The sequence below is a fragment of the Rhizobium sp. BK377 genome (assembly GCF_014193935.1).
Classification (GTDB): domain Bacteria; phylum Pseudomonadota; class Alphaproteobacteria; order Rhizobiales; family Rhizobiaceae; genus Rhizobium.
In genome coordinates this window covers 197,337-221,314 of record NZ_JACIAC010000007.1, presented here as the reverse complement: position 1 = coordinate 221,314, position 23,978 = coordinate 197,337, and the positions used below count along the sequence as shown (strand labels likewise).

The 23,978-nt window shown below is 59.2% G+C and carries 19 protein-coding genes and 4 pseudogenes; 12 read left to right on the top strand and 11 right to left on the bottom strand.

The annotated features are described in order from the left end of the window. Positions 1 to 13 precede the first annotated feature (13 nt). Positions 14 to 309: pseudogene (locus tag FHT92_RS24825) on the bottom strand (co-chaperone GroES). Positions 310 to 1,520: 1,211 nt separating this feature from the next. Between FHT92_RS24825 and FHT92_RS24820 the strand changes: the two are divergent. The 3 genes and pseudogenes from FHT92_RS24820 to FHT92_RS29780 form a co-directional block, all read left to right on the top strand. Next, the gene (locus FHT92_RS24820) at positions 1,521 to 1,925 is read left to right on the top strand and encodes a response regulator (protein WP_183749255.1); all 405 of its coding nucleotides are present in this window, start codon (positions 1,521 to 1,523) and stop codon (positions 1,923 to 1,925) included. 128 nt (positions 1,926 to 2,053) lie between these two features. After that, positions 2,054 to 2,707: pseudogene (locus FHT92_RS24815) on the top strand (acyl-CoA dehydrogenase); the annotation flags it as partial. Positions 2,708 to 2,840: 133 nt separating this feature from the next. After that, positions 2,841 to 3,235, top strand: a pseudogene (locus FHT92_RS29780) (FAD/NAD(P)-binding protein); the annotation flags it as partial. 175 nt (positions 3,236 to 3,410) lie between these two features. On the opposite strand, the gene FHT92_RS29775 reads toward FHT92_RS29780, so the two are convergent. Continuing rightward, on the bottom strand, positions 3,411 to 3,713 hold the full coding sequence (locus FHT92_RS29775; RefSeq protein ID WP_312858793.1) for a hypothetical protein: 303 nt from the start codon (positions 3,711 to 3,713) through the stop codon (positions 3,411 to 3,413). Positions 3,714 to 4,168: 455 nt separating this feature from the next. Here FHT92_RS29775 and FHT92_RS24805 point away from each other — a divergent pair, with 455 nt between their 5' ends. From FHT92_RS24805 to FHT92_RS29495, 3 genes and pseudogenes are all read left to right on the top strand, one after another. Then, a complete protein-coding gene (locus FHT92_RS24805; protein WP_183749254.1) occupies positions 4,169 to 4,411 on the top strand; it encodes a type II toxin-antitoxin system ParD family antitoxin in 243 nt (80 codons plus the stop codon). Continuing rightward, complete coding sequence (locus FHT92_RS24800; protein ID WP_183830292.1) at positions 4,408 to 4,701, top strand: type II toxin-antitoxin system RelE/ParE family toxin; 294 nt, start codon at positions 4,408 to 4,410, stop codon at positions 4,699 to 4,701. Before FHT92_RS24805 ends, FHT92_RS24800 begins: the two co-directional genes overlap by 4 nt. Before the next feature lie 42 nt (positions 4,702 to 4,743). Next, a pseudogene (locus FHT92_RS29495) lies at positions 4,744 to 4,926 on the top strand (VapC toxin family PIN domain ribonuclease); the annotation flags it as partial. A gap of 333 nt (positions 4,927 to 5,259) precedes the next feature. Here the strand turns inward: FHT92_RS29495 and FHT92_RS24790 are convergent. The 5 genes from FHT92_RS24790 to FHT92_RS24770 all read right to left on the bottom strand — a co-directional run bounded on the left by FHT92_RS24790 (position 5,260) and on the right by FHT92_RS24770 (position 13,063). Beyond that, a complete protein-coding gene (locus FHT92_RS24790) occupies positions 5,260 to 5,862 on the bottom strand; it encodes a TetR/AcrR family transcriptional regulator (protein WP_183749252.1) in 603 nt (200 codons plus the stop codon). Then, positions 5,847 to 7,301: an amidase gene (locus FHT92_RS24785; protein WP_183830289.1), complete on the bottom strand. Its 1,455-nt coding sequence runs from the start codon at positions 7,299 to 7,301 to the stop codon at positions 5,847 to 5,849. Before FHT92_RS24785 ends, FHT92_RS24790 begins: the two co-directional genes overlap by 16 nt. Positions 7,302 to 7,615: 314 nt before the next feature. Beyond that, positions 7,616 to 10,873 carry an error-prone DNA polymerase gene (locus FHT92_RS24780; protein WP_183830286.1) on the bottom strand — a complete coding sequence of 1,086 codons (3,258 nt, stop codon included), beginning with the start codon at positions 10,871 to 10,873 and terminating at the stop codon, positions 7,616 to 7,618. Then, entirely contained in the window at positions 10,873 to 12,387 is a 1,515-nt protein-coding gene (locus FHT92_RS24775) for a Y-family DNA polymerase (RefSeq protein WP_183830283.1), read from the bottom strand. Before FHT92_RS24775 ends, FHT92_RS24780 begins: the two co-directional genes overlap by 1 nt. Continuing rightward, positions 12,305 to 13,063, bottom strand: coding sequence for an ImuA family protein (locus FHT92_RS24770; RefSeq protein WP_183749248.1), 759 nt, complete (start codon positions 13,061 to 13,063; stop codon positions 12,305 to 12,307). The genes FHT92_RS24775 and FHT92_RS24770 overlap by 83 nt, the downstream gene beginning before the upstream one ends. Positions 13,064 to 13,267: 204 nt before the next feature. Here FHT92_RS24770 and FHT92_RS24765 point away from each other — a divergent pair, with 204 nt between their 5' ends. The 5 genes from FHT92_RS24765 to FHT92_RS24745 all read left to right on the top strand — a co-directional run bounded on the left by FHT92_RS24765 (position 13,268) and on the right by FHT92_RS24745 (position 17,097). Then, the gene (locus FHT92_RS24765) at positions 13,268 to 13,576 is read left to right on the top strand and encodes a hypothetical protein (protein WP_246715413.1); all 309 of its coding nucleotides are present in this window, start codon (positions 13,268 to 13,270) and stop codon (positions 13,574 to 13,576) included. A 154-nt stretch (positions 13,577 to 13,730) separates the two neighbouring features. Next, positions 13,731 to 14,636, top strand: a complete 906-nt coding sequence (locus tag FHT92_RS24760; protein ID WP_183749247.1) for a Ku protein — start codon at positions 13,731 to 13,733, stop codon at positions 14,634 to 14,636. 11 nt (positions 14,637 to 14,647) lie between these two features. Further along, on the top strand, positions 14,648 to 15,454 hold the full coding sequence (locus FHT92_RS24755; RefSeq protein ID WP_183830280.1) for a Ku protein: 807 nt from the start codon (positions 14,648 to 14,650) through the stop codon (positions 15,452 to 15,454). Next, on the top strand, positions 15,451 to 16,500 hold the full coding sequence (gene ligD / locus FHT92_RS24750; protein WP_183830277.1) for a non-homologous end-joining DNA ligase: 1,050 nt from the start codon (positions 15,451 to 15,453) through the stop codon (positions 16,498 to 16,500). The genes FHT92_RS24755 and ligD (FHT92_RS24750) overlap by 4 nt, the downstream gene beginning before the upstream one ends. Before the next feature lie 45 nt (positions 16,501 to 16,545). Then, positions 16,546 to 17,097, top strand: coding sequence for a YidB family protein (locus tag FHT92_RS24745; RefSeq protein WP_183830274.1), 552 nt, complete (start codon positions 16,546 to 16,548; stop codon positions 17,095 to 17,097). 16 nt (positions 17,098 to 17,113) lie between these two features. Here the strand turns inward: FHT92_RS24745 and FHT92_RS24740 are convergent, their stop codons facing one another. The 4 genes from FHT92_RS24740 to malQ all read right to left on the bottom strand — a co-directional run bounded on the left by FHT92_RS24740 (position 17,114) and on the right by malQ (position 23,370). Continuing rightward, complete coding sequence (locus FHT92_RS24740; RefSeq protein ID WP_183830271.1) at positions 17,114 to 18,028, bottom strand: hypothetical protein; 915 nt, start codon at positions 18,026 to 18,028, stop codon at positions 17,114 to 17,116. 30 nt (positions 18,029 to 18,058) lie between these two features. Continuing rightward, positions 18,059 to 20,695, bottom strand: coding sequence for a DNA ligase D (gene ligD / locus FHT92_RS24735; protein ID WP_183830267.1), 2,637 nt, complete (start codon positions 20,693 to 20,695; stop codon positions 18,059 to 18,061). Between the two features lie 2 nt (positions 20,696 to 20,697). Next, on the bottom strand, positions 20,698 to 21,006 hold the full coding sequence (locus FHT92_RS24730) for a hypothetical protein (RefSeq protein ID WP_183830264.1): 309 nt from the start codon (positions 21,004 to 21,006) through the stop codon (positions 20,698 to 20,700). A 540-nt stretch (positions 21,007 to 21,546) separates the two neighbouring features. Then, the gene (malQ, locus tag FHT92_RS24725; protein WP_183830261.1) at positions 21,547 to 23,370 is read right to left on the bottom strand and encodes a 4-alpha-glucanotransferase; all 1,824 of its coding nucleotides are present in this window, start codon (positions 23,368 to 23,370) and stop codon (positions 21,547 to 21,549) included. A 313-nt stretch (positions 23,371 to 23,683) separates the two neighbouring features. Here malQ and FHT92_RS29485 point away from each other — a divergent pair, with 313 nt between their 5' ends. After that, complete coding sequence (locus FHT92_RS29485; protein WP_246735547.1) at positions 23,684 to 23,968, top strand: hypothetical protein; 285 nt, start codon at positions 23,684 to 23,686, stop codon at positions 23,966 to 23,968. Positions 23,969 to 23,978: the final 10 nt, after the last annotated feature.

Sequence of the window (23,978 nt, the reverse complement as noted above, 5' to 3'; positions counted from 1 at the left end):
GAAATTCCACGGATCAGGCGGCCTTCCCGACAATACCCATGATGTCGGATTTCTTCATGATCAGCAGGGCTTCGCCGCCGGTCTTGACTTCTGTTGCGGACCATTTGCCGAACAGGATCGTATTGCCGGCCTCGACGTCGAGCAGGATAAGCTTACCGATTTCGTCGCGGGAACCAGGCCCGACGACAAGCACTCGCCTTCCGGGGGTTTTTGTTTGGCGGTATCGGGAATGATGATCCCGCCCTTGGATGTGAGATCGCCTTCCGCGCGCCTGATGACGACGCGGTCGTGGAGGGGACGGAATATCATGAGAAATCTTTCTGCGGCCGGCGCATAGGGCAGCTGCATCCCCTAGATAGCACTTATGACACTCGATTGATAGGAGTGGCAGGAAATATTAGCGGGAGAGGAACATGATACGAAATAATCTTTGCTCGCCTGTAGCTTTATTTTTTATGAATAAGGGGGAATTTATTTAAGGAAAAGGATTTTTACTTTAGTTCGCTGCTGTTTCTATATGAAATAACGCCGAAAAAACTTTTCGCCTTGATTGCCTCAATCGAAGCATAAGAATAAATCTCGTCTGATTTGGCCTATCTGGCTTCGCGGTGTCAGAGACTACGGCCTGCCATACACTACGAATTCTTGATAGTGAATGCATGGCGCCGTTTTGGCGTGCGGCATCGAATCCGACCGCTCCTGGACTGTCTATCATGTCTTCACCGGCCTTCAGGCGTGAGCAGACGGACGGAGCCTGACCGGCATGTGCCGATCGGATGTGACCAGGGGCATGTTATCCCTCAACCTCATCAATACCGGATGCCGCAGGGAACAGACCAGACTGTCGGAACTCGCCCTGTCCGCGCAGAAAACGACGGAAGGCCAAACATCCCGTCGCTTGGAGACTTCGGGATGATGGCAAACCGTCCGGGAGGGGACGGAAGAACCGGAACACTTAGGTACCCGTCTGGTTCTGTTAAGGAGATCCAATCCGATTTTTTTAGCTGGAGGGCCGCTCGCACAATCGCCGGGATGGTTGCCAAAACCGGGTTGTGGACCGGACTGTCGGTATTCGGGCTTTTGCGATGGAGAGACCTATGGAAGCCAATACCAGCGCCGAATCAACTGGCTCAACAGAAGGGTTAAAGCCCGTCTTAGACGCCCGGGTCAGATCTCTTGATCTACCTTCTGGGATTCCTGATGCCGTGCACTCACCGATCTCGCTGACGTTAGTTCGCAGCGACAATTTCCATACGAAGCTCAGCTAGGCACCAGGAAGAACCGCACCATCTCATGTGCCGTGTTTGGTGCACGGGGGACCTGGGGCGGTCTCGGGACTGCGAGCCGGGCATGGCCGGCGTGCTCAACAAGCTGGTTCCAACACGAGAAATCCTTGCACATTGGCGACAAAAGGACGGTAATCTCAATCACTTCGATTTGCATCATCTCAAATGTTTCCAGTTATTTTCGAAATTATATCAAAAGTTTGGAACAAGCCTTCGGGGATCGTGTTAGCGAGCATGGATAAAGAACGATTCGACAAGATCGCCGAACCCATCGCACTCGTCGTGGATGACGAACCATTGATCCGGATGGATACTGCCGACTTAATTTCGGAAGCTGGATATTACGTCGTAGAGGCGGATACGGCCGACGAAGCTTTCGCGTTTCTCGAAAAATACAGCTTCCTCCAGCTACTGTTTACCGACGTGCAGACCGGCGGAGACCTTGACGGTTTCGAATTGGCCAGGAAGGTCGCCGAGCGGTGGCCAAACATAGAGGTGATCGTCGCATCGGGAGCAAGGATGCCCAAGGAGGGTGATCTCCCGAGCAATGCAAGTTTTGTTAAGAAGCCGTTTTCTGCCGAGATCCTTCTCGAAGCACTCCAAGAGCACGTTCCAAGCAAAACCCGAGATAGGAGCTGATACCTTGGCGCAGGGCGCATGAGCCGTTTGAGAGACCCTCGCTGGCTGATTATAGAGGCATCGTGAATGTGAACCGGGTGTCTGAGTGGTCCGACGTAACGGTCGATCGCCTGCGAGGGCGAAGGCCCACCGTTCTCGACGACTGGGACGGCATGGGCCAGCGGCTGACGGCGAGCGGCGGCGTGTTGCTGGAGGACGTCGAGGTCCTGCCGCACGAGATTTTCACGCGTGGCCTGAATACGCTCGTCGGCCGTCACACGTCTACGCTTCGCCAGCTTCATCTTGCCGCCTCCATGGCGGGTGCGGTGCGCGGTGCCGTGGCTGAGGGCACCGATTATGTGCGCAGACAGGCGCGTTCGGCCGCCCATAGCACTGCCGAAACGGCCAATGCCGACCCGTTTGTCCAGAAAATCCTAGGCGAGATCGCCAGCGGCTCATTTGCCGTCGATACATTGATCCGCGAGGCGGCCCGCGCACTGGACCGTTCCGTCGAGGCGTTCGGCGCAGGCGATTCTGAAAGATTGGAGGCAGCCCTCGTCGAAAGCGCGCTTACGACGGCGCGCATCCAGATCGTCGCCTCCCAGATCGCGCTTTCTGCCGCAACCAATGTCTTCGAACTCGGCGGCGAGTCGGCCACGTCAAGGCATCTCAACCTCGACCGCCACTGGCGCAACATCCGCACCGTGCTCAACCATAATCCGTTGCTGCACAAGGCGCGTGTGGTCGGCGATTTCTACATCAACGGAACGACGACGCATCTGGAAGAAGGCAAGGTCTTCTAGGCACAGCCGATCTGCGTCGCTGAAATTCCGATCATCGTTCGAGGTGGCCCCGGCTTCCGGTGTTAGGCCGGCAGGTTATCTATGCGCTTTTTCAGTCGGTCCCGGGTCTGTGTGACGGCGAAGGAGAGGTCTCATGCAGTTCGATCCGAAGCCAGGTCATTCTGTCGTCATTGTCGGCGGCGGCTTTGCCGGGGCCCTCTCCGCGCTCAAACTGCCCGCCGAAACGATGGTCGCACTGTCTATCACCATCCTGGAGCCGCGTGCCGAGCTCGGGCGCGGCGTTGCCTATAGCACCGCCGACCCGGCCCATCTCGTCAACGGACCGGCCGAGATCTTCTCGCTCTATCACGACGACATGGGTCACCTGACCCGCTGACGTCGCCGCAAGCAGCCCGCCCGCGTCATCTTTACGGGACCTATGTTCGCGACGAACTGAAGCGCGCGGCAGCGCAAGCGCGATCCGGATCCAGCCTAAATCATGTCCGCTCGTCGGGGGCGCATCTGTCATCGTCGCCACATCGGATCCGTGTTACGACCACGCAGGGCGCTGTGTTAGAAGCGGACGAGGCGGTGCTTGCGCCCGGGGTATTCCAACCCGGTCTGCGTCCTGACGAAGCCGCAGCCGCAGGCCATCCGCGCTTCCCCGAAAATCCGTGGAATCCGGGCGCACTCGACCGGTTGGTCGAAAGTTCCGATATCCTTATCATCGGCGCCAGTCTCTCCATGGTCGATGCGATCGCGAGCATGGAGGCAAGGGGCTTTCGCGGGCGCTACCGGGTGATCTCGCGGCGCGGCCAGTTCGTCGGGTATAGGTGTCACCATAGGGCATCACATCGTGCGGCACGTCGAAGCGCACACCGTCAGGCCCGCGCGGACAGCCGGCGTCGTCGAAAAGCTGTTTGCCCCTGACCGGATCATGGGCATAGACCGGAACGTCAGGATTATAGAAAGCCTTCAGGAAGGGATCGATCGGGCTCGGCGCGACGAAACTGCAACCCGTCTGCACGAACGACCGGCGAAGCAACTGGTGAGACTGGCGGTGCAGCCTTCGGCACGACGCCAATCTCCTGCCGTTGTTGCATCGATACCTGGTGAGGCGGTCTATCCATGCGCTGGGTCGAGGAATGCAATGCCGGCTCATCGCCAGCCCCAAACAACCTCGTTGTTTTGCAGAAGTCCCGGCCTTTAGATCTTATTTGAGCCAGGGCTGATGCTCACGTTGCATATCTTGCGCTTCCTAAGCTCAGTTGAGCTCTTCATTTCAAGGAGAGCGGGCTGTCGCGCTGAATAAGCCGCGAGATCTTCAAACACCGCCCCGTGAGGGGGCGCTTCTCGGCAGCGCGAACTTCGAAGAGCGCGCAAGGTTCTAGGGCTAACCAACGGAGGCCGCCATGCACCCGAATCCAGTCTTTGACAAACTTTGCCAAGATCGGTAATGGTACCTTCAAATGGAGGTTTCCAATGGCTACGATGAATGTATCTCTTCCAGACCCGATGAAGGATTGGGTGGAGGCCCAGGCCAGGACGGGGCGATATTCTAATGCCAGCGACTACGTGCGCGACCTGATCCGACGCGACCAGACACGCAACGACAAGATTGCCGCCATGCAGAGCTTCGTCGATGCCGGGCTTCAAAGTGGTGTTGGGATTCGATCAAAGGACGAACTTTTTGCCGAAGCTGTGGCTCGTGCCAGCAAGTCATGAGCTTCAGGCTTTCTGTCGAAGCGGAAGAAGACGTAATCGCGATCGCCGAGCAGGGTGTTCGCTTGTTCGGAGTAGTGCAGGCGCAGCGTTACCACGATGACCTTTTCGCACTCCTTGATCTGATCGGTGCCAATCCACGCATCGCGCGGGAACGGGATGAAATTCATCCGCCTGTTAGAATTCATCCCTTCAAAGCGCATCTAATTGTCTACCGGATCGAAGACGATGACACAATTTTTGTGATACGAGTTCGCCACGGGCACGAAGATTGGGCAAGTAATTCTATTTAGAGCACCATGAATCAGCAGTAGAATTTGGTGCATCGCAAGTTCGTCTCGATGGACAGGCCGGCCGTGGAGGCGGGCCTGGCCGTCCTTGAGGCCGGAGGCGATTTTGCAGACGGCGTCATCGCGCATGAAGGAGCGTGACTTGGTGGCGAGACGTTCGTGTCTTTCAACCGAAAAGCAGTTGATCTGCTAAACGGTCAGGGTCGGCAAACGCTCCTTCTGACTTAGATGGGCTCGCCACGGGTGGCGGGAAATACAGCGTCAGCGCTTTCCCGATCAAGGACAGTTCGGAGATCACAGCTGCCGGCAGAGAACAACAACCTAAATATGCAAAACAACTTAAAGTTGTAAATCGCATAACATGTCTTATGGAACTGGCGCAGAAAGCGGGAAATCAATGTGCTCATCCGTCGTCGTGTCAGTCGTCCAACTTCGCGAACGCGAGCATCCCCGCTGATTGTTGGATACGGAGGATGCATTCTGCTTGAGGTGAGCAGCGCAATGTCCTGCGAACCACAGAACTGAGGGGCCCTACAGCCTTTGGAGCAAGTGACCCAGTGTTTAGGCTTCATCCTTCAACAAGGCCTGCAAGCCGGCCAATTGGAAACGCCAGAAGCACCCGATAACTTTGCGAATGTCTTCAGGTTTCTGATACTGCTGCAGAATTGCGCAAATAGTGTCCAAGGTCGCAGAGAAAATCCGGCGAAGGACGAACTCAAGAGATCCGTCTTCTTCCTTCCCTTGTGTCTTCATCGCGCGTGAGGTCATCTCCTCGATTATTTGTTCACGGACACCGGCAAAGCGGCTGCCCTGGGCATTGCCAATTAGGATCGCCGCAACATGTCGGTGATCCACCCAAAACTCGAGGAGCTTTGCTGCAGCAGATGATTGGCTGTCGGTGAGAGCGGTCCAGGGCCGACGCTCACCAAACTCATCTAGGCGGGCCCGCAAAAGTTGCATGTGGCGCTCCGCGAGATCAGGGGTGACGACCTTGAGGAACAGAGCTTCTTTGTCGGCCACGTATTTATAGATATTGCTGACGGCAGTGCCGGCCTCGCGCGCTATGTCGGCAAGACGGACAGCCTCGAAGCCTCGTGCCGCAAATTGCTTGCCTGCGGCTTGAAGAATGCGGGCATGCATCTCTTTTTTCAGGACTTGGGCCATGTCAGCCTCCGAGACAGCTCTTGCAGTCTGGGAAGCCATGGAGCCGCTGCCTCAAGCTGAAAGGCCAATCGGAACAGAAGCGCCTCCTGGCCCTCGCGGGCAACGAAGTGGCTTCCGATCGGCAGACCGCTTTCGCTGACGTGTAATGGCACGGACATGGCCGGATAGCCTGCCATTGAGGCAGGAGCCGTGAATGCGGCACTCCGCTCAAAATGCAAACGCAAAACTTCGTTGTCAGTGCCGGGAGCAAACTCGCCGAGCGGGAAGGCAGTAAATGGAATTGTCAGAGAGAGCAGCACGTCGAACCCGTTAAGAAATTTTGTAAAGTCGTGGCCAACCGCCGCCATCGTCTGCATCGCTTCACCGATGCGGGAAGGAGCAATCCCGCGGCCACGTTCAACCAACCAGCGTGTATAGGGCTCCAGCGACTGCTCACTTTGGCTCGCTGTGAGGTTTGGGGCGACCATCCCCGTGATATGTGCGGTCGTCACCGCCATCAGATCGAGAATTGCACCTCCAGACCCCGCACGATTCAATCGTGGGCCGTCAATTTGCATGAGGCGATGACCAAGCGCTTCACAAAGCTCCACCGTTGCACTGAGCGCTATTCGCACGTCCGGGTCAGGCAGATCGCCGAAACAGTCTCGCTCGAACCAGCCGATCCGCAGCGAGCCAGGTGAATTCGCGGCCAGTTCGGCAGCATCGGCCAACGGATTGGCGGTCCCTTCTTTTTCCGTCACGCGTAGCCAAGTGGCGCTGTCCCGAACAGTTCGGCTGAGACAATGGTCGCTCAGTAAGGCCGAAAGTGGCGCGTCATCGGGCATGCCTGTCGATCTTGTTTTGCCTCGTCCAGGCTTGAAACCAAAGACGCCGCAAAGCGAGGCCGGACCGCGTATCGAGCCACCTCCATCCGAGGCGTGCGCCACCGGAAACATGCCCGAGGCGACAGCCGCTGCCGCTCCCCCTGACGACCCTCCGGTCGAGCGCGACAGATCCCAAGGATTGCGTGTCTGGCCCGTTACCATCGATTCTGTTGTACCCAGGAGGCCAAACTCCGAGGTGGTTGACTTGCCCACGACAGCCAGGCCGGCGGCATCAATTGCGTCGGTATAGGGTGACCCTGCGGCGGGAACATACCCGGCCAAAAGCCGTGAGCCGAACGAAGCCGGCAGGCCAGGATAGGCAAGAAGATCCTTCAGTATCGTCGGCACCCCTTCGAAAACGGTGCCGCTTGAATTTCGGTGTAGACGCTGGCTGGCCTTATCGGGATTAAAGATCGCAACCGCATTCACAATAGGGTTCAGGGCTTGATATCGTGCAGTTGCGGCATCAAGCAGATCGGCAGCCGTTAAGCTACCTCTCCTTACCAGTTCAGCCTGCGACGTCGCGTCAAGATCAATAAGCGGCAGATCTATATTATTCGAGAGAGGGAACGGCATCAAAGACCTCCAAAAGAGAATCGTCCATTCTCTTTTATGTTCGGTGAGCTTAGAAGTCCAGTTCCAGGACAGCAATCGCGCTACAAAAATCGAAACGATGTCGATCCAGTCACGCCACCGTCGCCTCAGCTTCTCGCCTACCGTCAACCAAAGGAGCGGCGCTGAACTTCACCGCCGGCCTGGCCGAAATGGTCGCCTTGATCCGCGTAGAAGGAAGGCCGCGGCAATTGCAAACGTCGCCCTCGCATGATCAGAAGGAAGTGACGGGTCGCCGCTGCGCTCGATCAGAAATCGGGGTAAGGGTGCGTTCCGCTCTAGTGGAAGTTTCGACTTTTCACCTTGAGCGTATCGATGTGCAGATCGGGGATGTAGATATCCCTCGTCTGCACGACAGGCTTCGGATTTTCTCGCGGGTCCGGCCCGCCACCATGCTTGACCTGATCGCCCCGTCCGTGCGGCAACGGAAACTCTCCGTCGCTCGCCCCGATATTCGCGAGGTCCGATGACAGGTCGAACAGCCTCTGGGCAACGAGATGAACGACCTCGCCTTCCCGCTGGATTTTCCCGTTAATGGCCATCATGCTCGCCCCCATGAGAACCCGGCGCTGACGCTCGAACAATGACGGCCACACGACGGCGTTGACGATCCCGGTCTCGTCTTCGAGTGTCAGGAACATGACGCCCTTTGCCGATCCCGGCCGCTGCCTGACGAGAACGAGCCCGGCCGTCATCAGCCATCGGCCGTCCCTCTGGCTCATGGCCTCGGCACAGGTGACGATGCTCTTCTTCTCGAGTTCACCGCGCAGGAAACTGACGGGATGCCGCCTCAGCGTCAGCCCAGTATGCGAATAGTCCTCGACGACCTCCCTGCCCTGCGTCATCGATTTCAGTGTCACCTCTGGCTCCTGCATCTCAGATATCGTCCTGGCTTCGCGTTCGGCGGCCGCTGCCCAGAGTTCGAGGGGTTCGTCGCGTAGCGCCTTGATGTCCCATTGCGCCTGACGGCGCTCGAGCTTCAGCGACGGCAGGAACGCATCTGCTTCGGCGAGCTTCTCGAGAGCTGCGACCGGAACGCCGGACCGTCGCCACATATCGTCGACGGACATGAATGGATGGTCGGTGCGGGCGATGACGATTTTGGCAGCATCGTTCAGCGCGAGGCCTTTGACCATTCGCATCCCTAATCGGACGGCGAAGCGATCGGTGCCTTCGATCGGCTCCATCGTGCAGTCCCAGCGAGAACGATTGACGCAGACGGGCCGGACTTCGACACCATGTTTTCGGGCGTCCTCAACGATTTGCGCGGGCGCGTAAAAACCCATCGGCTGGCTGTTGAGAAGCGCGGTGCAGAAAACATCCGGATGATGGCATTTGACCCAGCAGGACGCATAGGCGATGAGCGCGAAACTCGCGGCGTGGCTTTCGGGGAAGCCGTACGAGCCGAAGCCTTCGAGCTGTCCGAACGTCTGCTCTGCGAATTCCGGCGTATAGCCGTTGTTGATCATCCCGGTGATCAGCTTGTCCTTGAACTTCGAGACGCCGCCTGTGAATTTGAAGGTCGCCATGGATTTGCGCAGTTGGTCGGCCTCACCCGCCGTGAAGCCCGCACAGACCATGGCGACCTTCATGGCGCTTTCCTGGAACAGCGGCACCCCGAGGGTCTTCTTTAGCACCGCCTCGAGTTCGGGCGTCGGATAGACCACTTCCTCCTTGCCTTCGCGTCGACGAAGGTAGGGATGCACCATGTCACCCTGAATCGGACCCGGGCGCACGATCGCCACCTGGATCACCAAGTCGTAAAACGTCCTCGGCTTCAGGCGAGGAAGCATTGCCATCTGCGCACGGGATTCCACCTGGAATGTCCCAAGCGTGTCGGCCTTCCGTATCATCGCGTAGGTCTTCGATTCCTCCTGCGGGACATCTGCAAGTCCCATCTCAAGGCCCTTGTGTTCGGCAAGCAGCTCGAAGGCGCTGGACATGCAGCTGAGCATTCCCAGCCCTAGGACGTCCATCTTCATGAATTTCAATGCCTCGAGATCGTCTTTATCCCATTCAACGACCTGACGGTCGTCCATTGAGGCCGGCTCGATCGGCACCAAGTCATCCAAACGGTCCTGCGTCAGAACAAAGCCGCCTGGGTGTTGTCCAAGGTGGCGCGGAGCACCCATCAATTGCGACGACAGCTCGAGCGCCAGACGCAGGCGATAGTCGGCAATGTTGAGATTGTTCTCCTTGAGCTGTCGCGCTCCGACACCCTCAGACCAGTCCCAGACCCCTGAGGACAGCTGTTCGATCAGGTCCGTCGGCAGACCTAGCGCCTTGCCTACATCCTTCAGCGCCCCTTTCGTGCGATAGCGGGTGACCGTGCAGACCAGCGCGGCACGGGAACGGCCATAGGTCTCGTAAATCCACTGGATCACTTCCTCGCGGCGATTGTGCTCGAAGTCGACGTCGATGTCGGGCGGTTCATCGCGTTCGCGCGATACGAAGCGCTCGAAGAGCAAGTCGGATGTCTCGGGATTGATCGACGTGATGCCAAGGCAAAAGCAGACCGCCGAATTGGCGGCCGACCCTCGTCCCTGGCAGAGAATGCCCTGCGAGCGTGCATACCTGACGATGTTGAAGACGGTCAGGAAATACGGCGCGTACTTCATCTCGCGGATCAGTTCCAGCTCGTGCTGGATCGCCGTCCTGACCTTTTCCGGAATACCCTCTGGATATCTTTCCGCAGCCCCCTTCCAAGACAGCTTTACCAGCGACTGTTGGGGGTCGAGGCCCGGAACAATGGCCTCCTCGGGGTACTGGTACTGCAACTGGCCGAGGTCGAAACGACAGCGGTCGACGACCTCGCGCGTCCGAGCCAGCGCCTCGGGATAGTCGGCAAATAGCCGATGCATCTCCTCCGGCGGCTTGAGGAACCTGTCGGCATGCCGCTCGCGGTCGAAGCCGACATCGTCGATGGTCGTGCCGTTTCGAATGCAGGTGACGATATCCTGCAGCTGCCGTCGCCCCGGCTCGTGGAAAAGGACATCGTTGGTCACGACGGTCTTCACTCTGTGTCGGGCGGCCATGTTCGACAGGTTGTGAAGCCTGAGGCGGTCGTTCGGCCGACGCCGGAGGCAAAGCGAGACGTAGGCACGATCGCCGAAGATCGCGCCAACCCTCCTCAGCTGGCCTGCGTAGATGTCGTCCGCCTCATCCGGCACGAGGATCGCCAGCAGTCCCTCGCTGTAAGCTTCGACATCGGTGATATCGAGGATGCACTTGCCCTTGCCGCCACGGCTTTTCCCGAGCGATAGCAATCGGGTCAGCCTGGAATAGGCGGGGCGGTCCGTTGGGTAGAGGAGAAGGGACATTCCGTCCGCCAGGTCGAGACGGCATCCGACGACGAGGCGAACGCCCGTTGTCTTGGCCGCCTCCCAGGCGCGGACGATCCCTGCAAGGCTATTACGGTCGACGACACCGAGCGCGTCGATGCCATACAGTGCAGCTGTTGCGAACAACTCCTCGGCTGAACTTGCTCCCCGGAGGAAACTGAAATGCGACGTTACCTGGAGTTCGGCGTATCTCATCACCCGAACACTCCATGAAGGAACCACTTATGGGAGCCCGTGGCCACATCGACGCCGTCGCCGGCTCGGAAGACCCAGTACCGTTCGCCCGTTTCGTCCTCGACGACGAAGTAATCGCGGACGGCGCGCATTTCCAAAGGCGTGGTCCACCATTCGCCGAATATGCGCTCGGGGCCGTCGGCTCGCTTCACACGGCGGCGTTTCCCCCTCCAAGAGAAAACCGCCGGTGGCTGGTCCGGCAGGACCGCGATCACGTCGATCTCTTCCGGATGCAGCAACAGGCGGGAGGGTCTCGGCCATTTGGCGGCCCAGGTGGCTCCAGTTTCCTCCACGGTCGGCCCGACGCGCGCCACGGAGCGCTCGGGGACGTCGGAAGCAACTGGCGTGACCCGGTAGAGACGTTGGCCACGGTTGCCGAGGATGTCGACCAAGGGCGTGATATCGACGACCTGCTCTTCGATGAGGGACGCGGCGGTCTGCTTCTCTTCGAGCGGCTCGGCCATGATTGCGGCGAGGACCATTCGCTCGATCCCGTAGCCCGGATCGATTTTCTCGATGCGGTCGCATAACAGTTTGGAGAGACGGGCCGGGTCACGCACAGGCTTCGCCAATCCGGCTCGCAGGGACTGCCTCGTATTGTCAACCCGATGGATGATGAGATCGGACCGCCTGACGCCGAGACCGCGGCTCTCCAGTTCCGTCGTCAGCTGGCCGACCAGGCGTCGGACGTATTTCGCGATCGTCTCGGCAGCACCGATCGGTTCCTGAAAATTGCGCGACACCTCGACCAGCTCCGGCGTGCGAAGCGGCTCGATCGGTTCGGCGACGCGCCCGAACAACTGGTCGAGCCGTCTTCCCGGCTCCGGACCGAACCGAAGCGTCAACGGCGCGCGCGGCAGTACCGACAGTTCGCCGACTGTCTCGATGCCCATGGCCCTCAATCCCTGGGTGGTATCCAGCGGTAGTCTCAGGCAGTGGATCGGCAGTCCGACCACCGCCTTTGCAAGACCTCCTATCGGAACGACCGTCGTCTCGGCAGATGTCAGGCGGGCGACCGCATGGGCGGCACCCCGCGTGTCGGCAACTGCCGCCCGTGCTGTGAGACCCCGCGCGCGAAGCATGTTCACCAGTCCCGAAATCAGCCGATCCTCGCCCCCCTGAAGATGGTCGGCCCCTTCTGTGTCCATCACGATCCCGTCGGTACCGTCCACTGCGACGACCGGGCTGTACTGCCGCAGCGCCCACAGCGCCAGGCGTTCGAGCGCAGCAGCGTCCGCGGTGGGGTCGGCATCGACGGTCACAAGATTGGAGACCATCGCCTGCGCCTTGCTTGCCGGCATTCCGGAATGGAGACCAAGCTTTCGGGCGTTATTATCCGCAGCCGAAATCCAGCGTTTCGATCCGCTTTTGGCGATCACCACCAGAGGCTGGTCAGCCGGAACTGCGTCCTTGCCGTGCCGTCTGATCCGGTCTGTCGGCAGAAACGGGAAGTAAACAGATACGACCCTTGGCATCACAGGCTCCTATTTCGAACTCAGCACACTCGCCTGCTTTCACGCGCATCAATTCGGCCAGCCACCTGGCCCGGCCTACTCCGGAAACGGGTAACGGCTCAGAGGGCAGCACGCTGATCCGCCATCTTGTCGTCGACGCTGTCGGCTGACCGTAGTCAGAGGCCTCGGATTGTCTCCTCCACCTCCTGAGAGCGATCGCCATCGTGCCGGTCTTCTCGGCAGCCAGATGCAGGCGGCGCGACGCGGTCATCGGCAATCGGACCAATTCCCCGATCACAGCTGCAAGACCTCCGAACGCCAGGCCCTCTTCCATTGATGCCAGAACATCCTCCTCGCGATCGCTTTCGCAAAAGATGACCCGATCGGGGTGCAGTCCCGCTTGCGAGACCGCCGGAAAAAACAGGTCAGGCCTCGTCAGGCACCAAAGCACCTTGCCCTTCATGCGCGCCGCTATTCCGGCCACCATCAAAGCGGCAGCCGCGCCATCCACCGTTCCCGTCCCGCCACCTGCGAACTCGTGCAGAGCACCGCAGCCCAGTCCTCCGCCAGGAAGGCTCTGGTCAATCTCCGGAACGCCGAACGGCAGGACAAGCGGTTTGGCTCGCTGACCTCTTTCGAGGTGTCGAATGCGCTCCCTCAATTCGAAAATAATGGGCTTCGCACTTGCCTGGGCCATGGCTGTTCATCATTCAGATTCAAGTTTTCTAATTGCGCAACAGCGCATATGTTCCTTATTTGTTCCTTGAATGAATGTGAGTCAACGCGCATGTATCGGGTGAATATTCCTATACGACGACAATCTATACTCGAGTTAATCGAAAAAACATCTAAAAATCAAACCAATAGCTGGTCGATCGCGACTGTATCCAAGATGTCATCGATGAGAAAAAATACCTATAACCAGCTGACCATCCGCGAATTCCGCGATCCGATTATTTCCGTTGAATGCCTCGCATGCGATCGCCGCGCCGATCTCGACCGCCAAGCATTGGTCAAGCAATACGGAGCGAGCCTCAGCTTCGAGCAGCTTCGAAGACGCATGTCCATGGGTTGTCCGAGAATGGTTTCACTCGATGGGATCGACCGATGCCAGACCCGGTTTCCAGGTCTGATCGACGCGCGAATGCCCCTGGAGGCAGCCGACGGGGAACGACCTCAAATGAGGCGGCGCCTTCGCCATACCCCTTGAGGCTGCCCTTGGGCCGTGGAATTTGCGACGCAGACGTGCTGGAATCGCCTTCTCAACATCAGGTGGCAAGCCATTGAAATTAATTCGTTTCGCATCGGAACGAATCACCTTCGCCAGACTTGAGTCGACAATCGTCGATCAGGAGTATCGCGTCATGGCGCCAGGACATCGTGCCCAATGGAAGGGGTTCTTGAAGGTTGGAGAGGTGAGCTGCGGCGTTGCGCTCTATACAGCTGCCTCAACAGCAGAGCGTATCACCTTCAACACGGTCAACAAGGCGACGGGCAACCGGGTGAACCGCATCTTCGTCGACAGCGAGACCGAGGAGCCGGTGCCGAAAGAGGAACAGACGAAGGGTTTCGAGATCGACGATGGTCGCTACATCATGATCGATCCGGAGGAGATCGCCGCGACCATCCCCGAGAGCAACAAGACCCTGGAGATCGAAGCCTTCGTCCCCTGCTCCGAGATCGACGACGTCTATTTCGACAAGCCTTACTACCTGACGCCGAGCGACCGGGTGGGATCCGATGCGTTTACACTGCTGCGGGACGGAATGAAGAGAGCGAAGGTCGCGGCGATCGCAAGGACCGTCCTCTTCCGACGCATGCGCACGGTTCTCATCCGCCCGCATGGCGCCGGCATGATCGCAAACACTCTCCAATACGATTATGAGGTCCGCTCGTCGAAGACGGCGTTCGAAGAGATACCCAAGCTGAAGATCGAGGGAGAGATGCTCGATCTTGCCAAGCATATCATTTCGACGAAGATTGGCGAGTTCGACCCGGCCACTTTCGATGACCGCTATGAGCGGGCTGTCGCCGAACTGGTCCGCGCTAAACTCGAAGGCAGGTCCCTTCCCAAACCGAAGAAGGTGCAGGTTTCGAAGCCGAACGACCTTTTGGCCGCACTTCGAGAAAGTGCCGGCCTTGCAGGCAAGACCACAGAACAGCCCAAGCGCACCGCCGCCAACGCCAACAAGGGCACGGGCAGGCAAAGTGCCGCGCGCCGGGCAGCTAAAACCGCTACACCAGCCGCCTCGCAGCGTAAGGTCGGATAGGAGCACGAGCAATGGCACCACGTCCCTATTGGAAAGGTTACCTCAAGCTGTCGCTGGTCACCTGTCCGGTCACAATGTCTCCGGCGACGTCCGAATCGGAGAAGGTGCGCTTTCACACACTCAATCGCGCCACCGGCAACCGCGTCGTCTCGCAATATGTCGACTCGATCACCGGAAGGCCCGTGAAGGACGAGAACGAGGCCAAGGGTTACGCGCGCGGCGAGAACGACTATGTGATCCTGACGGACGAAGATCTGGACTCGGTGGCGCTCGACACCGTCCGGACGATCGACATTGAAAAGTTCGTGCCAGCCGATTCCATTGGCTGGACCTATCTGGAGAAGCCTCACTACCTGACGCCCGACGATCCGGTCGGTCAGGAGGCCTTCTCCGTGATCCGCGACGCCATGAAAGCCTCGAAGGTCGTTGGCGTATCGAAACTCGTCGTCGGCCGGCGTGAACGCGCCGTCATCCTCGAACCCCGCGATGAAGGCATCGTGCTTTGGACCCTTCGCTTTGGCGACGAGGTTCGGCCGGAAGAATCCTACTTCGAAGGGATCGATCCCGATTGCGAGAAAGATGCCCTTCCGCTGGTCGAGAAGCTGATCAAGCAGCGCACGAAACATTGGTCGCCGGCCATGGTCACCGATCCGATCCAGGAGGCGCTGCTGGTGCTCATCGAGGACAAGAAGAAAACGCTGAAGCCGAGGAAAGCCGGCAAGAACAACAAGCCGGAAGCCGCCCCCGCCTCCAACGTCATCAACATCATGGACGCCCTGAAAAAGTCGGTTGCGGCCGAGAAGCGGGCTGGCAGATGAGCCGGCGCGCTAAACCGCTTCTTCAAGACGACCAGGTTCTCAAGTCGAAACCGGCCCGCTCCCGCGACCCCCTGCAACCCAGTCTTCCTTTCGATCCGATGCCGGAGCGCATCGAGCCGTGCCTGGCGCTTTTGAAGACCATCCCCCCGCAAGGTCCGGACTGGGCGTTCGAGGTGAAGTGGGACGGTTACCGCCTCGCCGTCCACATCGAGCCGAGCGGTGTGCGGATCATTACCCGTGGCGGGCACGACTGGACGCATCGATTCCCTGTGATCGCCGAGGAAGCAAGAAAGCTCGGCGTCGCAACGGCGATCCTCGACGGAGAGGCGGTCGTTCTCGACAAGGAGGGCCGTTCGAGCTTTGGCGCATTGCAGCGTTCGCTCGGAGGTCGGGGAGGCAAACGCGCCTCGATGGAATCAGTATTATTCGCCTTTGATCTTCTCTATTTCGACGGCCATGATCTGACGAAAACGGAGCTCGCCGTCCGACGGCACCTGCTCGAGGACTTTCTCGATGGTGCCACCGGCGCGATCCAGCTGTCGGAGGAAGTGCACGGGGACGGCACCGAGCTTCTGGCGAACGCCTGCTCGATGGGGCTCGAGGGTATCATCGCCAAGCACCGGGACCGGCCCTATCGCTCCGGCCGCACCGGCGATTGGCTGAAGATCAAATGTGTTCAGGCCGAAAGCTTCATGATCGTCGGCTACGAACAGTCAAAAGTAGCGCGCGGCGGCATCGGCAGCCTGCTTCTTGCCGCCCGCAGCGGCCGCGACTGGGTCTATGTCGGCTCGGTGGGAACAGGGTTCGATGCCAAGGATGCCGTGCAACTGCGCACGCTGCTCGACAAACTCAAGACCAGTCGGCCGGCAATCGCGCTCAAGGACAAGAACTTCGTCTTTGCGGAGCCGACGTTGATCGCCGAGATCGAGTTTCGCGGCTGGACCGATGACGGCAACTTGCGACACGCATCTTTTAAGGGTCTGCGCGAAGTCCAAGACAACGCCGCCGTCTTTGATATCGACGAAAAACCGGCCGGAACAATGTAGTCGTCAGCCAGTTTTGTGAAAATCGACGTGAACGGAGGATCGACCATGTCCCGTGGACCATTGACTGCACTGCTGGCCGTGCTGGCAGTCGCCGGCTACCAGAACCGCGACAAGATCGCGGAAGTTTTGAAGGGAATTGGCCAGCGCGCGCAAAGCGGCCAGTCCGGAGCCGACAGCGCATCAAGCGCAGGCGGCATTGGCGACATTCTCGGCAACCTTGCCCAGGGGGGAGGTCTCGGCGATATTTTCGGCGGCAGTTCACCCGGCGGCATTCTGAGCGGAGGTCTTGGAAGCCTTCTGGAACAGTTCCAACGCAAAGGCCTGGGTGACAGGACTGAATCCTGGGTCGGCACCGGCGAGAACAAGCCGATAAACGATCAGGAACTGAGCCAGGCGCTTGGGGACGAAACGCTAAACGAGCTTGCTGCCAAAACCGGCCTGTCCAAGGAAGAAATCTTGAGCCGTCTGTCTCACGATCTCCCGAAGGCCGTAAACGAGTTGACCCCGGACGGGCGCGTACCAACGCAAACGCAGGCTGATGCCTGGACTTCGGCGCAATCTCCATCGACGCCCGCTCCAGGCGGCACATTCGCCTGAATACCGTCACAGCGCGTCAGCCGCCAGCGTCTGGTCGCAAGGACTTGCCCGCGGCTTGTTCGCTGCGTTCTTTTGCTCGCCGCCTGGATTTTGCCTCCCGTCGCGCAGGCCGCAACTCGTCGAGCGTCGGCTTCCACCAGCCTCGCGCGCGCTCTGTCTGCTGCGGCGGTATCGGCGCCGGCCAGGTCGTCACCAATTCTTCCAGCGTGCCGCGCCGCCACGATGCCCAGACATATTCCTCGTCATCTGCGGGCGTAAAGTAGAATGCGCTGACTGTCGCCGCGTCCGCGATTTCACCGTCGGTCCCGATGAAAAAGACGATGCCGACATGCGTGCAGATTGCGCGATCGAGCGGCGGAGCATCGTCGGCGGGGACTGGGTACCGCTTTCGCCGGCGCTCCTTCAGCCTTGCCTTGGATGCCTCCTCCTTCTCGGTCCCTCTGATCTCCTCACGCCTCGCGCGGCGCGCCTCCGGCTCGCTATGTTCGGCCGCCGCCTCGATTGCCGGCCACCGCTGGCGCAGTTGCTCGAACGAGCGGTAGGGTACCGTCCAGAGGCGGCGAGCTGCATCCCAGCGCGCATGCGGAATTTCGCGGATCTCTTCGACAACGGTCCGTGAATAGGGCGTGCGGATCTGCAAATTTGCAGGCGCTGCGTCGAGATACCGGCTTTCGATCGGCTCGAAGGCAAAAGCGTCCCTGCCCTTCTCGTCTGCAAACCTGTCTGCCTCGGCTTCCTGCTCAGCCAGCCAGCGGCCGATGCGTTTTTCGGCGGTGCGGCCGGGCACGAACCATGCGTTGAGGCGGTCACTCCACCGGGCTCGGGGAAATGCTTCCCGAAACCGTGCCACCGTTATCCGATCATGCGGCAGGTCGGTCGTGGCCCCCTCGGGCGGCGGTGGTTCGGATGTCTTTTTTGTTGCGTCGTCCATATGACATCGCCAGCAGCTGCCCTCGAAAGATCATGCTGCCCGTCCTGATTTCCCGAGCCGCTTGATCGCCTGCTCCAGCGGCCGCTCGCCGTCACGATAGTCCCGCCAAGCGGACGTTTTCGCAAGCAGTGCCGGCACGGTGCGCAAGGTAAACCGCTTCGGGTCGAGATCTGCCTTCACCTGCGTCCAGGTGAGCGGCATCGAAACGGTTGCGCCTGGACGTGCGCGCGGCGAGAGCGGCGCGACGGCGGTCGCCATACGATCGTTGCGGAGATAATCGAGGAAGATCCTACCACCTCGAAGGCTCTTGGTCATCTTGATCAAATAGAGATCGGCATTATCACGCGCCATCTCCTGACAGACATCATGTGCAAAGCCCTTGGCTTCGGCCCATGACAGGGGTTTGCGCTTGCTGACGGCAAGCGGGGTCACAACATGCAGCCCCTTGCCGCCCGTGGTCTTGCAGAAGCTGACGAGACCCAACTCGTCGAGCCGATCGCGCATTTGCCGGGCGGCCGCCACCACGGTCGAAAACGGAACATCAGGTCCGGGATCGAGGTCGAACACCAGCCTGCCCGGCACTTCCGGCTTGCCGGGCTCGCAATTCCAAGGATGCAGTTCAATCCCACCGATCTGGGCGATGGCTGCAAGTCCCTCGATCCGATCGATCTGCAGGTAAGGCTTCTTGTCGCCGAAGACCTTCACCAATTCCAGAAGGTTGGAGGTGCCAAGCATAGCGTGGCGTTGAAAGAACTGCTCTCCGCCGATACCGTCCGGCGCCCGAATGATCGAACAGGGGCGGCCCTTGATATGCTCGATCAGCCAGGCGCCAACTGCTTCATGATAGCGGGCAAGGTCCTCCTTGGTGACGGGCTCGCCATCGCCGGCGTCCGGCCAGAGCGGCTTGTCGGGATTGGAGATGAGAACGCCCATGACCTCGGCTTTTGCGCCTTTGCGGCGGACAGGCTTGCGTGTCGCGGTCGCGGCAGGCTCTGCTGTATCGGTCTTGGCAGGCGATGCAGGCTTCTCGGCCTCCACCTCTTTCGCCGGCTTGTCCTCACGTAATCCCTTGAAGGAGGCCTGGCGCACGAGGCCGTCCGCGGTCCAACCTTCGAATTCGATTTCGGCGACAAGCTCGGGTTTCACCCAGACAACTTCGGCCTGCTTCTTTGGCGCTCCGATGCCGGCGAACGGCGATCTCGCCGTCTCCAGCGCCTTCAGCTTCGGAAGCAGCGTCTCGACCTTCTTGGCGCCATAGCCGGTCCCGACGCGGCCGACATAGACGAAATGGTCGCCGCGATGAACACCGACAAGCAGAGACCGGAACTTGTCATTGGTCTTGGCATATCCGCCGATCACCACCTCATGGCCGGCCCGGCATTTGGACTTTGCCCAAGTGTCGGTGCGGCCGGATTGATAGGGCGCATCCATCTGCTTGGAGACGACGCCCTCGAGATGCAGCTTGCATGCTGATCGGAGTACGGCATCGCCGCCGGATTCGAAATGTTCGACATAGCGGATGCGCGGATCGCCGTCAGCGCTGGCAAGCAGGTTTTGCAGCCGCTCCTTCCTTTCGATGAGCCGCATCGACCGCAGGTCCTCGCCGCCCTCGAACAGCAGGTCGAAGCCGAAATAGACAAGATCGGCGGTCTTGCCTTCAGATAGAGCAGCCTGAAGTGCTGCGAAATCCGGTGCACCGTTTTCATCGAGCGCGCAGATCTCGCCATCGATGATGCAGTCGGGAAGATCGGCAGCCGCATCGGCGATTTCGGGATATTTTCCCGTCCAATTGAGGCCCTTGCGCGTCTTGAGCGTCGCAGCTCCATCGGCGACCCGCATCTGGATGCGGTAACCGTCGAACTTGATCTCGTGCAACCAGTCTTCGCCGGCAGGCGGCCGATCAAGCCTTTCGCACAGTTGCGGATCGATGAAATCCGGAAGATCCGCAGCGGTTGAGGTCGCGACATCCTTTCGCGATCGCTTCTTGCGCTCATCAGCCGCCAGCCCATGCTTGCTATCCCAGACGGCATCCGCCTCGATGTCCGCATTCGCCATCATGAACGGACGCGGCTTACGGCCCTTGCCGTCTGCGATCTGTTCCATCGTCCGGCCGGAGGCGACCGAAGTCGCATTCGCCTCGAGGACTGCGGCGCCGTTCTCCTCGACACAATAGTCGTCGTGATGCTTGATGAGCAGCCAGTTCGTCCGCTTACCGCCATCCCGATCGCCGTGCATCCTGACGAGGACGAAACTGCCATGCAGCCGCTTGCCCTCGAGCGTGAACTTGAAGTCGCCCTTTCTCAACGCCTCCTGCGGCGACTTGCGGCCTTCCGGCTCCCAGTAGCCGCGATCCCAGAGCATGACCGTGCCGCCGCCATACTGGCCTTTGGGAATGGTACCTTCAAAGTCGCCGTAGTCGAGCGGGTGATCCTCGACCTCGACGGCGAGCCGCTTGTCATGCGGATCGAGCGACGGCCCCTTTGTCACTGCCCAGGACTTGAAGACCCCGTCGAGCTCAAGCCTCAGGTCATAGTGCAGGCGGGTGGCATTATGCTTCTGAATCACGAACCGCAGGCGGTTCGACGGCTTGACATGGACCTCGCCACTCGGCTCGCTGGTCTTTTGAAAATCGCGCTTGGCACGGTATTTGGAGAGAGTGTCGGCCATGCTCAGCGGCTCGAAACCCACAGCGCGCCAGCCTCGCCGAGACACCGCTTGACGGCGCCGACCTGGCTGAGGCTGACATCTGCCGAAACCTGGATCTCGCCTTCGAGCGGCGCATCGCGCCGTGCGCCCTCTTCATGAGAGGCGTCCCCACCCGAGGGCGCCAAGCCGGCGGTGTTGCGATCGGCCGCCGGCTGGATGAAAATGTCGGGCCGCGAAACGCCAAGCTGCTGAACCAGATGTTCGACCGCGATATCGGCGGCTTCCCGTGTTTCGAAGCTGGCCTCAATTGTCGTCGTGCTGCCGTCTCCCATGGCTCTCTCCTGATGATGTTCTACAGGACGACAACGCCTCCAGCGGCTCGTGGTTTCCCTTCGGTCTTCCAAAAAGCCCTTTAAGCGTGGCTAGCAGGAATGGGTACTGGGAAGGGCCACGGAGCGCGAGCAACAACGTGGCAATCGAAAACAACAATTTTTCTCGGACGGGTTCCTCTCGACCAGAGGTCGCATGACAGATCTTTGCGACCTATTGCTGTGACACCGGCATGGGAGCGGTAAAAGGGCTCGCGTTACTCGATACATCGGCGAGCCCTTAAACCTTTGAGTGCTGCTTTTAAACAATATGTTAGCGGCGAGCCGGCAGGCAATTTGCCCAAATGTACTAGCCACCACCAAATAGAATTAGATTGCCTGGTTGATCCAGTGCTCGCCACATGTTGGAGATCTGGTCACAGCCGGATTGCAAAAGAAGCCTCCATCGAACGCACCGATCTGCGTCGCCGTCTGAAAAATGGGGCGCCTTGTGTTCCCACAATTGATTGCTAGAGCTGCTGCTACATCGGAGGCCATCGGCGATCAGATGTTGTCGACTTTGCCATGAGCGGCGACATTACCACGATAACGGCTCATGACATCTGCGATCCCCCGCACCATCGGAAGACGTTCGAGCGCCGCCAAATCAACTGAAAGCTTGGGCCTCCAGTTCGGATAGGTTTTGTCGGTACCGGGGATGTTGGTCGGCGCCTGTTCATTCGTCAGGTCTGCAAGGCGAACACTAACCAGCATGCACGGGGTTGAAGCAATGTATTCGTGAGCCGCTATGATAAGCTGTTCCAAGTTTTCCGAACCTGTCTGCTCGTCCGACCTGATCATTCCAGCGGCCGTAAGTGCTGCGATAAGATTTTTACGTTCGCTCTTTCGTGTCTTCCGATGCTGCAACGTCATGTCCTTCGAAACCAGCCCATGTTTCCGACGGAGATCGATATCAGCGCCTTTCCACCATCCGGAAAAGGTCTGATGGTCGTGCGTGGAGACACAGGCGAGCGCGAGCTCGGGATAGTCTTCGGGTCGCACGAAACCTTGGTCTGACTGTTCATAGGACAGGATGCGATAAGATAGCACACCGACCGCCGCCATATCCTCGCGCAGCCCAGCCGCGAGGTCGCCAAGGTCTTCGCCGATGACGATAGATTGGTACCTGACAGACATATTAGCCAGCTCCTCCAGCATATCGTCGATCGGATAACGCACATAGGCACCGTCCCCGGGCGTCGCGTCGGTCGGTACAAGAAACAATCGGGCGAAAGCGGCCGCATGATCGATCCTTACTGCGCCGGCATATTGCATTAAGGCGCTCATCAACCGGGCGAATGGGGAGGGATCACCGCTGGTGATCCTGTCAGGGCGCAGCGCCGCCAGCCTCCAGTCCTGGCCTTCGGTCGCAAAGGGTTCAGGCGGATTTCCGATGGCAGCACCGCGAACGTATGAGGTTCTGTCGCTCCAGGTGGCGGATCCGTCGAGCGCTTCACCGACGGCAAGATCGAGATAGAGCCCGAGACGCATCTTGGCCCTGCGACAGCACGATTTTGCCTCTGAAAGCTGGATATGCGCAATCCATTGCAGCCATTGATGGAATTTGATCTCATCCTCATGTGCTCGCGCGAACTCGCGTACAACCGTGCTCTCCGGCAACTGAAATTCTCGTGGCCAGCTCAGCCAACCGGCACCTTTACCCGCCATCGACTGGGCAAAGGATAGCGCCTCGAATAGAGCGTGAAGATGCAGATCCCGCTCCCCATTGCGGATGAACTCCTCCAATGCTGGATTCTGAACCTGTTGGACCGACTTCCAGATCGTGCCCAGAACGCGCAGCTTGATTGCTGCGACAGCCTCGTAGTCGACCAGGGAAAGCTCTCGGAGCATGGAAAGCTCCGTCTCGATGTCAGACGAGGTGACAAAACCCTCCACCTCGTCGACGGCGATGTAGAGAGGGTTTAAAAACTTGCGGTTGGAAGGTTCGTATGGACTGCACCGGTTTGCCTCGTAGAGGAAACCGGCATGCAACGGGTTTAAACCAATGAAATCGGCGCCAAGAGCGCCGGCCATCGAACAGATCGCCCACAAGTCCTTGAAGTCGCCGATTCCCCAGTTGCGATTGGACACTAATTCATACAGTTGCAGGCTGAGGCCCCAGGCCGGCCGCTCTATGAGGTCGGCTGGTACATGACAGCGATCCTCACCATCTGATGATTTGCACGCAACATCTTCGCCAAGCGCAGCGAGCATTCTGGCGAGGTTACGATCGGAGACACGAATTAGGCGGCCCTCTGGGGATGGACGAACCAATTCGATCCCCTTCTGCCTTGCCAGGCGCCGGAGCGACGAGGACGCTTCCTTCATTCTTGACCTCCAGTCAGTGCAGTCGTTCTGGTTTGATGTTGCCTCTCCGAAGGTCGGAGCCGAAGTCGTGACGGTGTCACGTCAGCCTCTTTGATGGGTTTTTCGTGCAGGCCGAACTCAAGAGAAAGGCGATCGTTCCCGCCGAATGGGGCAGGTCACGTCCCTTTAGACCGCGTGCGTCTATCGTCGGGGAACTTTCATCATCAGGCGAAGTTCCTGAAAGCTACCGGTTGAGATCTGCGGCCTTGAGCACGAAGGGCTCGCTACTTTTCTGATCGCCAACCCAGTCTCGTGTAACTTGAGGACCTCGACGATGAAGAATTTAACAACAAGCGGGATGATCCTCATTGTCGCTAGTTTTATCATCGGGTGCAGCACGCAGGATCCCGCCACAACGCGAGCGGCTCCCACTCCTTTGCCAGGCAGCCTGACTTACGGCGGCAAAGTCGTCCATTCCCCCTACAAGCCTGGAACGATCGTCAAAAACACCTTTCTCGGGCAGTTCGGATACCGTGTCTTCGAGCGCTATGTGGTTCAGCCCGACGGAACCTTGCGGCTCACCTATCAGACAGCGGGACCTGACTTTCTTTGGGACTGAGCTCCCGCTG

Bases quoted from the DNA above. Each gene is read 5' to 3' on its own strand.
- FHT92_RS24820 (WP_183749255.1), top strand. From the start codon at position 1,521: ATGGATAAAGAACGATTCGACAAGATCGCCGAACCCATCGCACTCGTC.
- FHT92_RS24805 (WP_183749254.1), top strand. From the start codon at position 4,169: ATGGCTACGATGAATGTATCTCTTCCAGACCCGATGAAGGATTGGGTG.
- FHT92_RS24800 (WP_183830292.1), top strand. From the start codon at position 4,408: ATGAGCTTCAGGCTTTCTGTCGAAGCGGAAGAAGACGTAATCGCGATC.
- FHT92_RS24790 (WP_183749252.1), bottom strand. From the start codon at position 5,862: ATGGCCCAAGTCCTGAAAAAAGAGATGCATGCCCGCATTCTTCAAGCC.
- FHT92_RS24785 (WP_183830289.1), bottom strand. From the start codon at position 7,301: ATGCCGTTCCCTCTCTCGAATAATATAGATCTGCCGCTTATTGATCTT.
- FHT92_RS24780 (WP_183830286.1), bottom strand. From the start codon at position 10,873: ATGAGATACGCCGAACTCCAGGTAACGTCGCATTTCAGTTTCCTCCGG.
- FHT92_RS24775 (WP_183830283.1), bottom strand. From the start codon at position 12,387: ATGCCAAGGGTCGTATCTGTTTACTTCCCGTTTCTGCCGACAGACCGG.
- FHT92_RS24770 (WP_183749248.1), bottom strand. From the start codon at position 13,063: ATGGCCCAGGCAAGTGCGAAGCCCATTATTTTCGAATTGAGGGAGCGC.
- FHT92_RS24765 (WP_246715413.1), top strand. From the start codon at position 13,268: ATGAGAAAAAATACCTATAACCAGCTGACCATCCGCGAATTCCGCGAT.
- FHT92_RS24760 (WP_183749247.1), top strand. From the start codon at position 13,731: ATGGCGCCAGGACATCGTGCCCAATGGAAGGGGTTCTTGAAGGTTGGA.
- FHT92_RS24755 (WP_183830280.1), top strand. From the start codon at position 14,648: ATGGCACCACGTCCCTATTGGAAAGGTTACCTCAAGCTGTCGCTGGTC.
- ligD (WP_183830277.1), top strand. From the start codon at position 15,451: ATGAGCCGGCGCGCTAAACCGCTTCTTCAAGACGACCAGGTTCTCAAG.
- FHT92_RS24745 (WP_183830274.1), top strand. From the start codon at position 16,546: ATGTCCCGTGGACCATTGACTGCACTGCTGGCCGTGCTGGCAGTCGCC.
- FHT92_RS24740 (WP_183830271.1), bottom strand. From the start codon at position 18,028: ATGGACGACGCAACAAAAAAGACATCCGAACCACCGCCGCCCGAGGGG.
- ligD (WP_183830267.1), bottom strand. From the start codon at position 20,695: ATGGCCGACACTCTCTCCAAATACCGTGCCAAGCGCGATTTTCAAAAG.
- FHT92_RS24730 (WP_183830264.1), bottom strand. From the start codon at position 21,006: ATGGGAGACGGCAGCACGACGACAATTGAGGCCAGCTTCGAAACACGG.
- malQ (WP_183830261.1), bottom strand. From the start codon at position 23,370: ATGAAGGAAGCGTCCTCGTCGCTCCGGCGCCTGGCAAGGCAGAAGGGG.
- FHT92_RS29485 (WP_246735547.1), top strand. From the start codon at position 23,684: ATGAAGAATTTAACAACAAGCGGGATGATCCTCATTGTCGCTAGTTTT.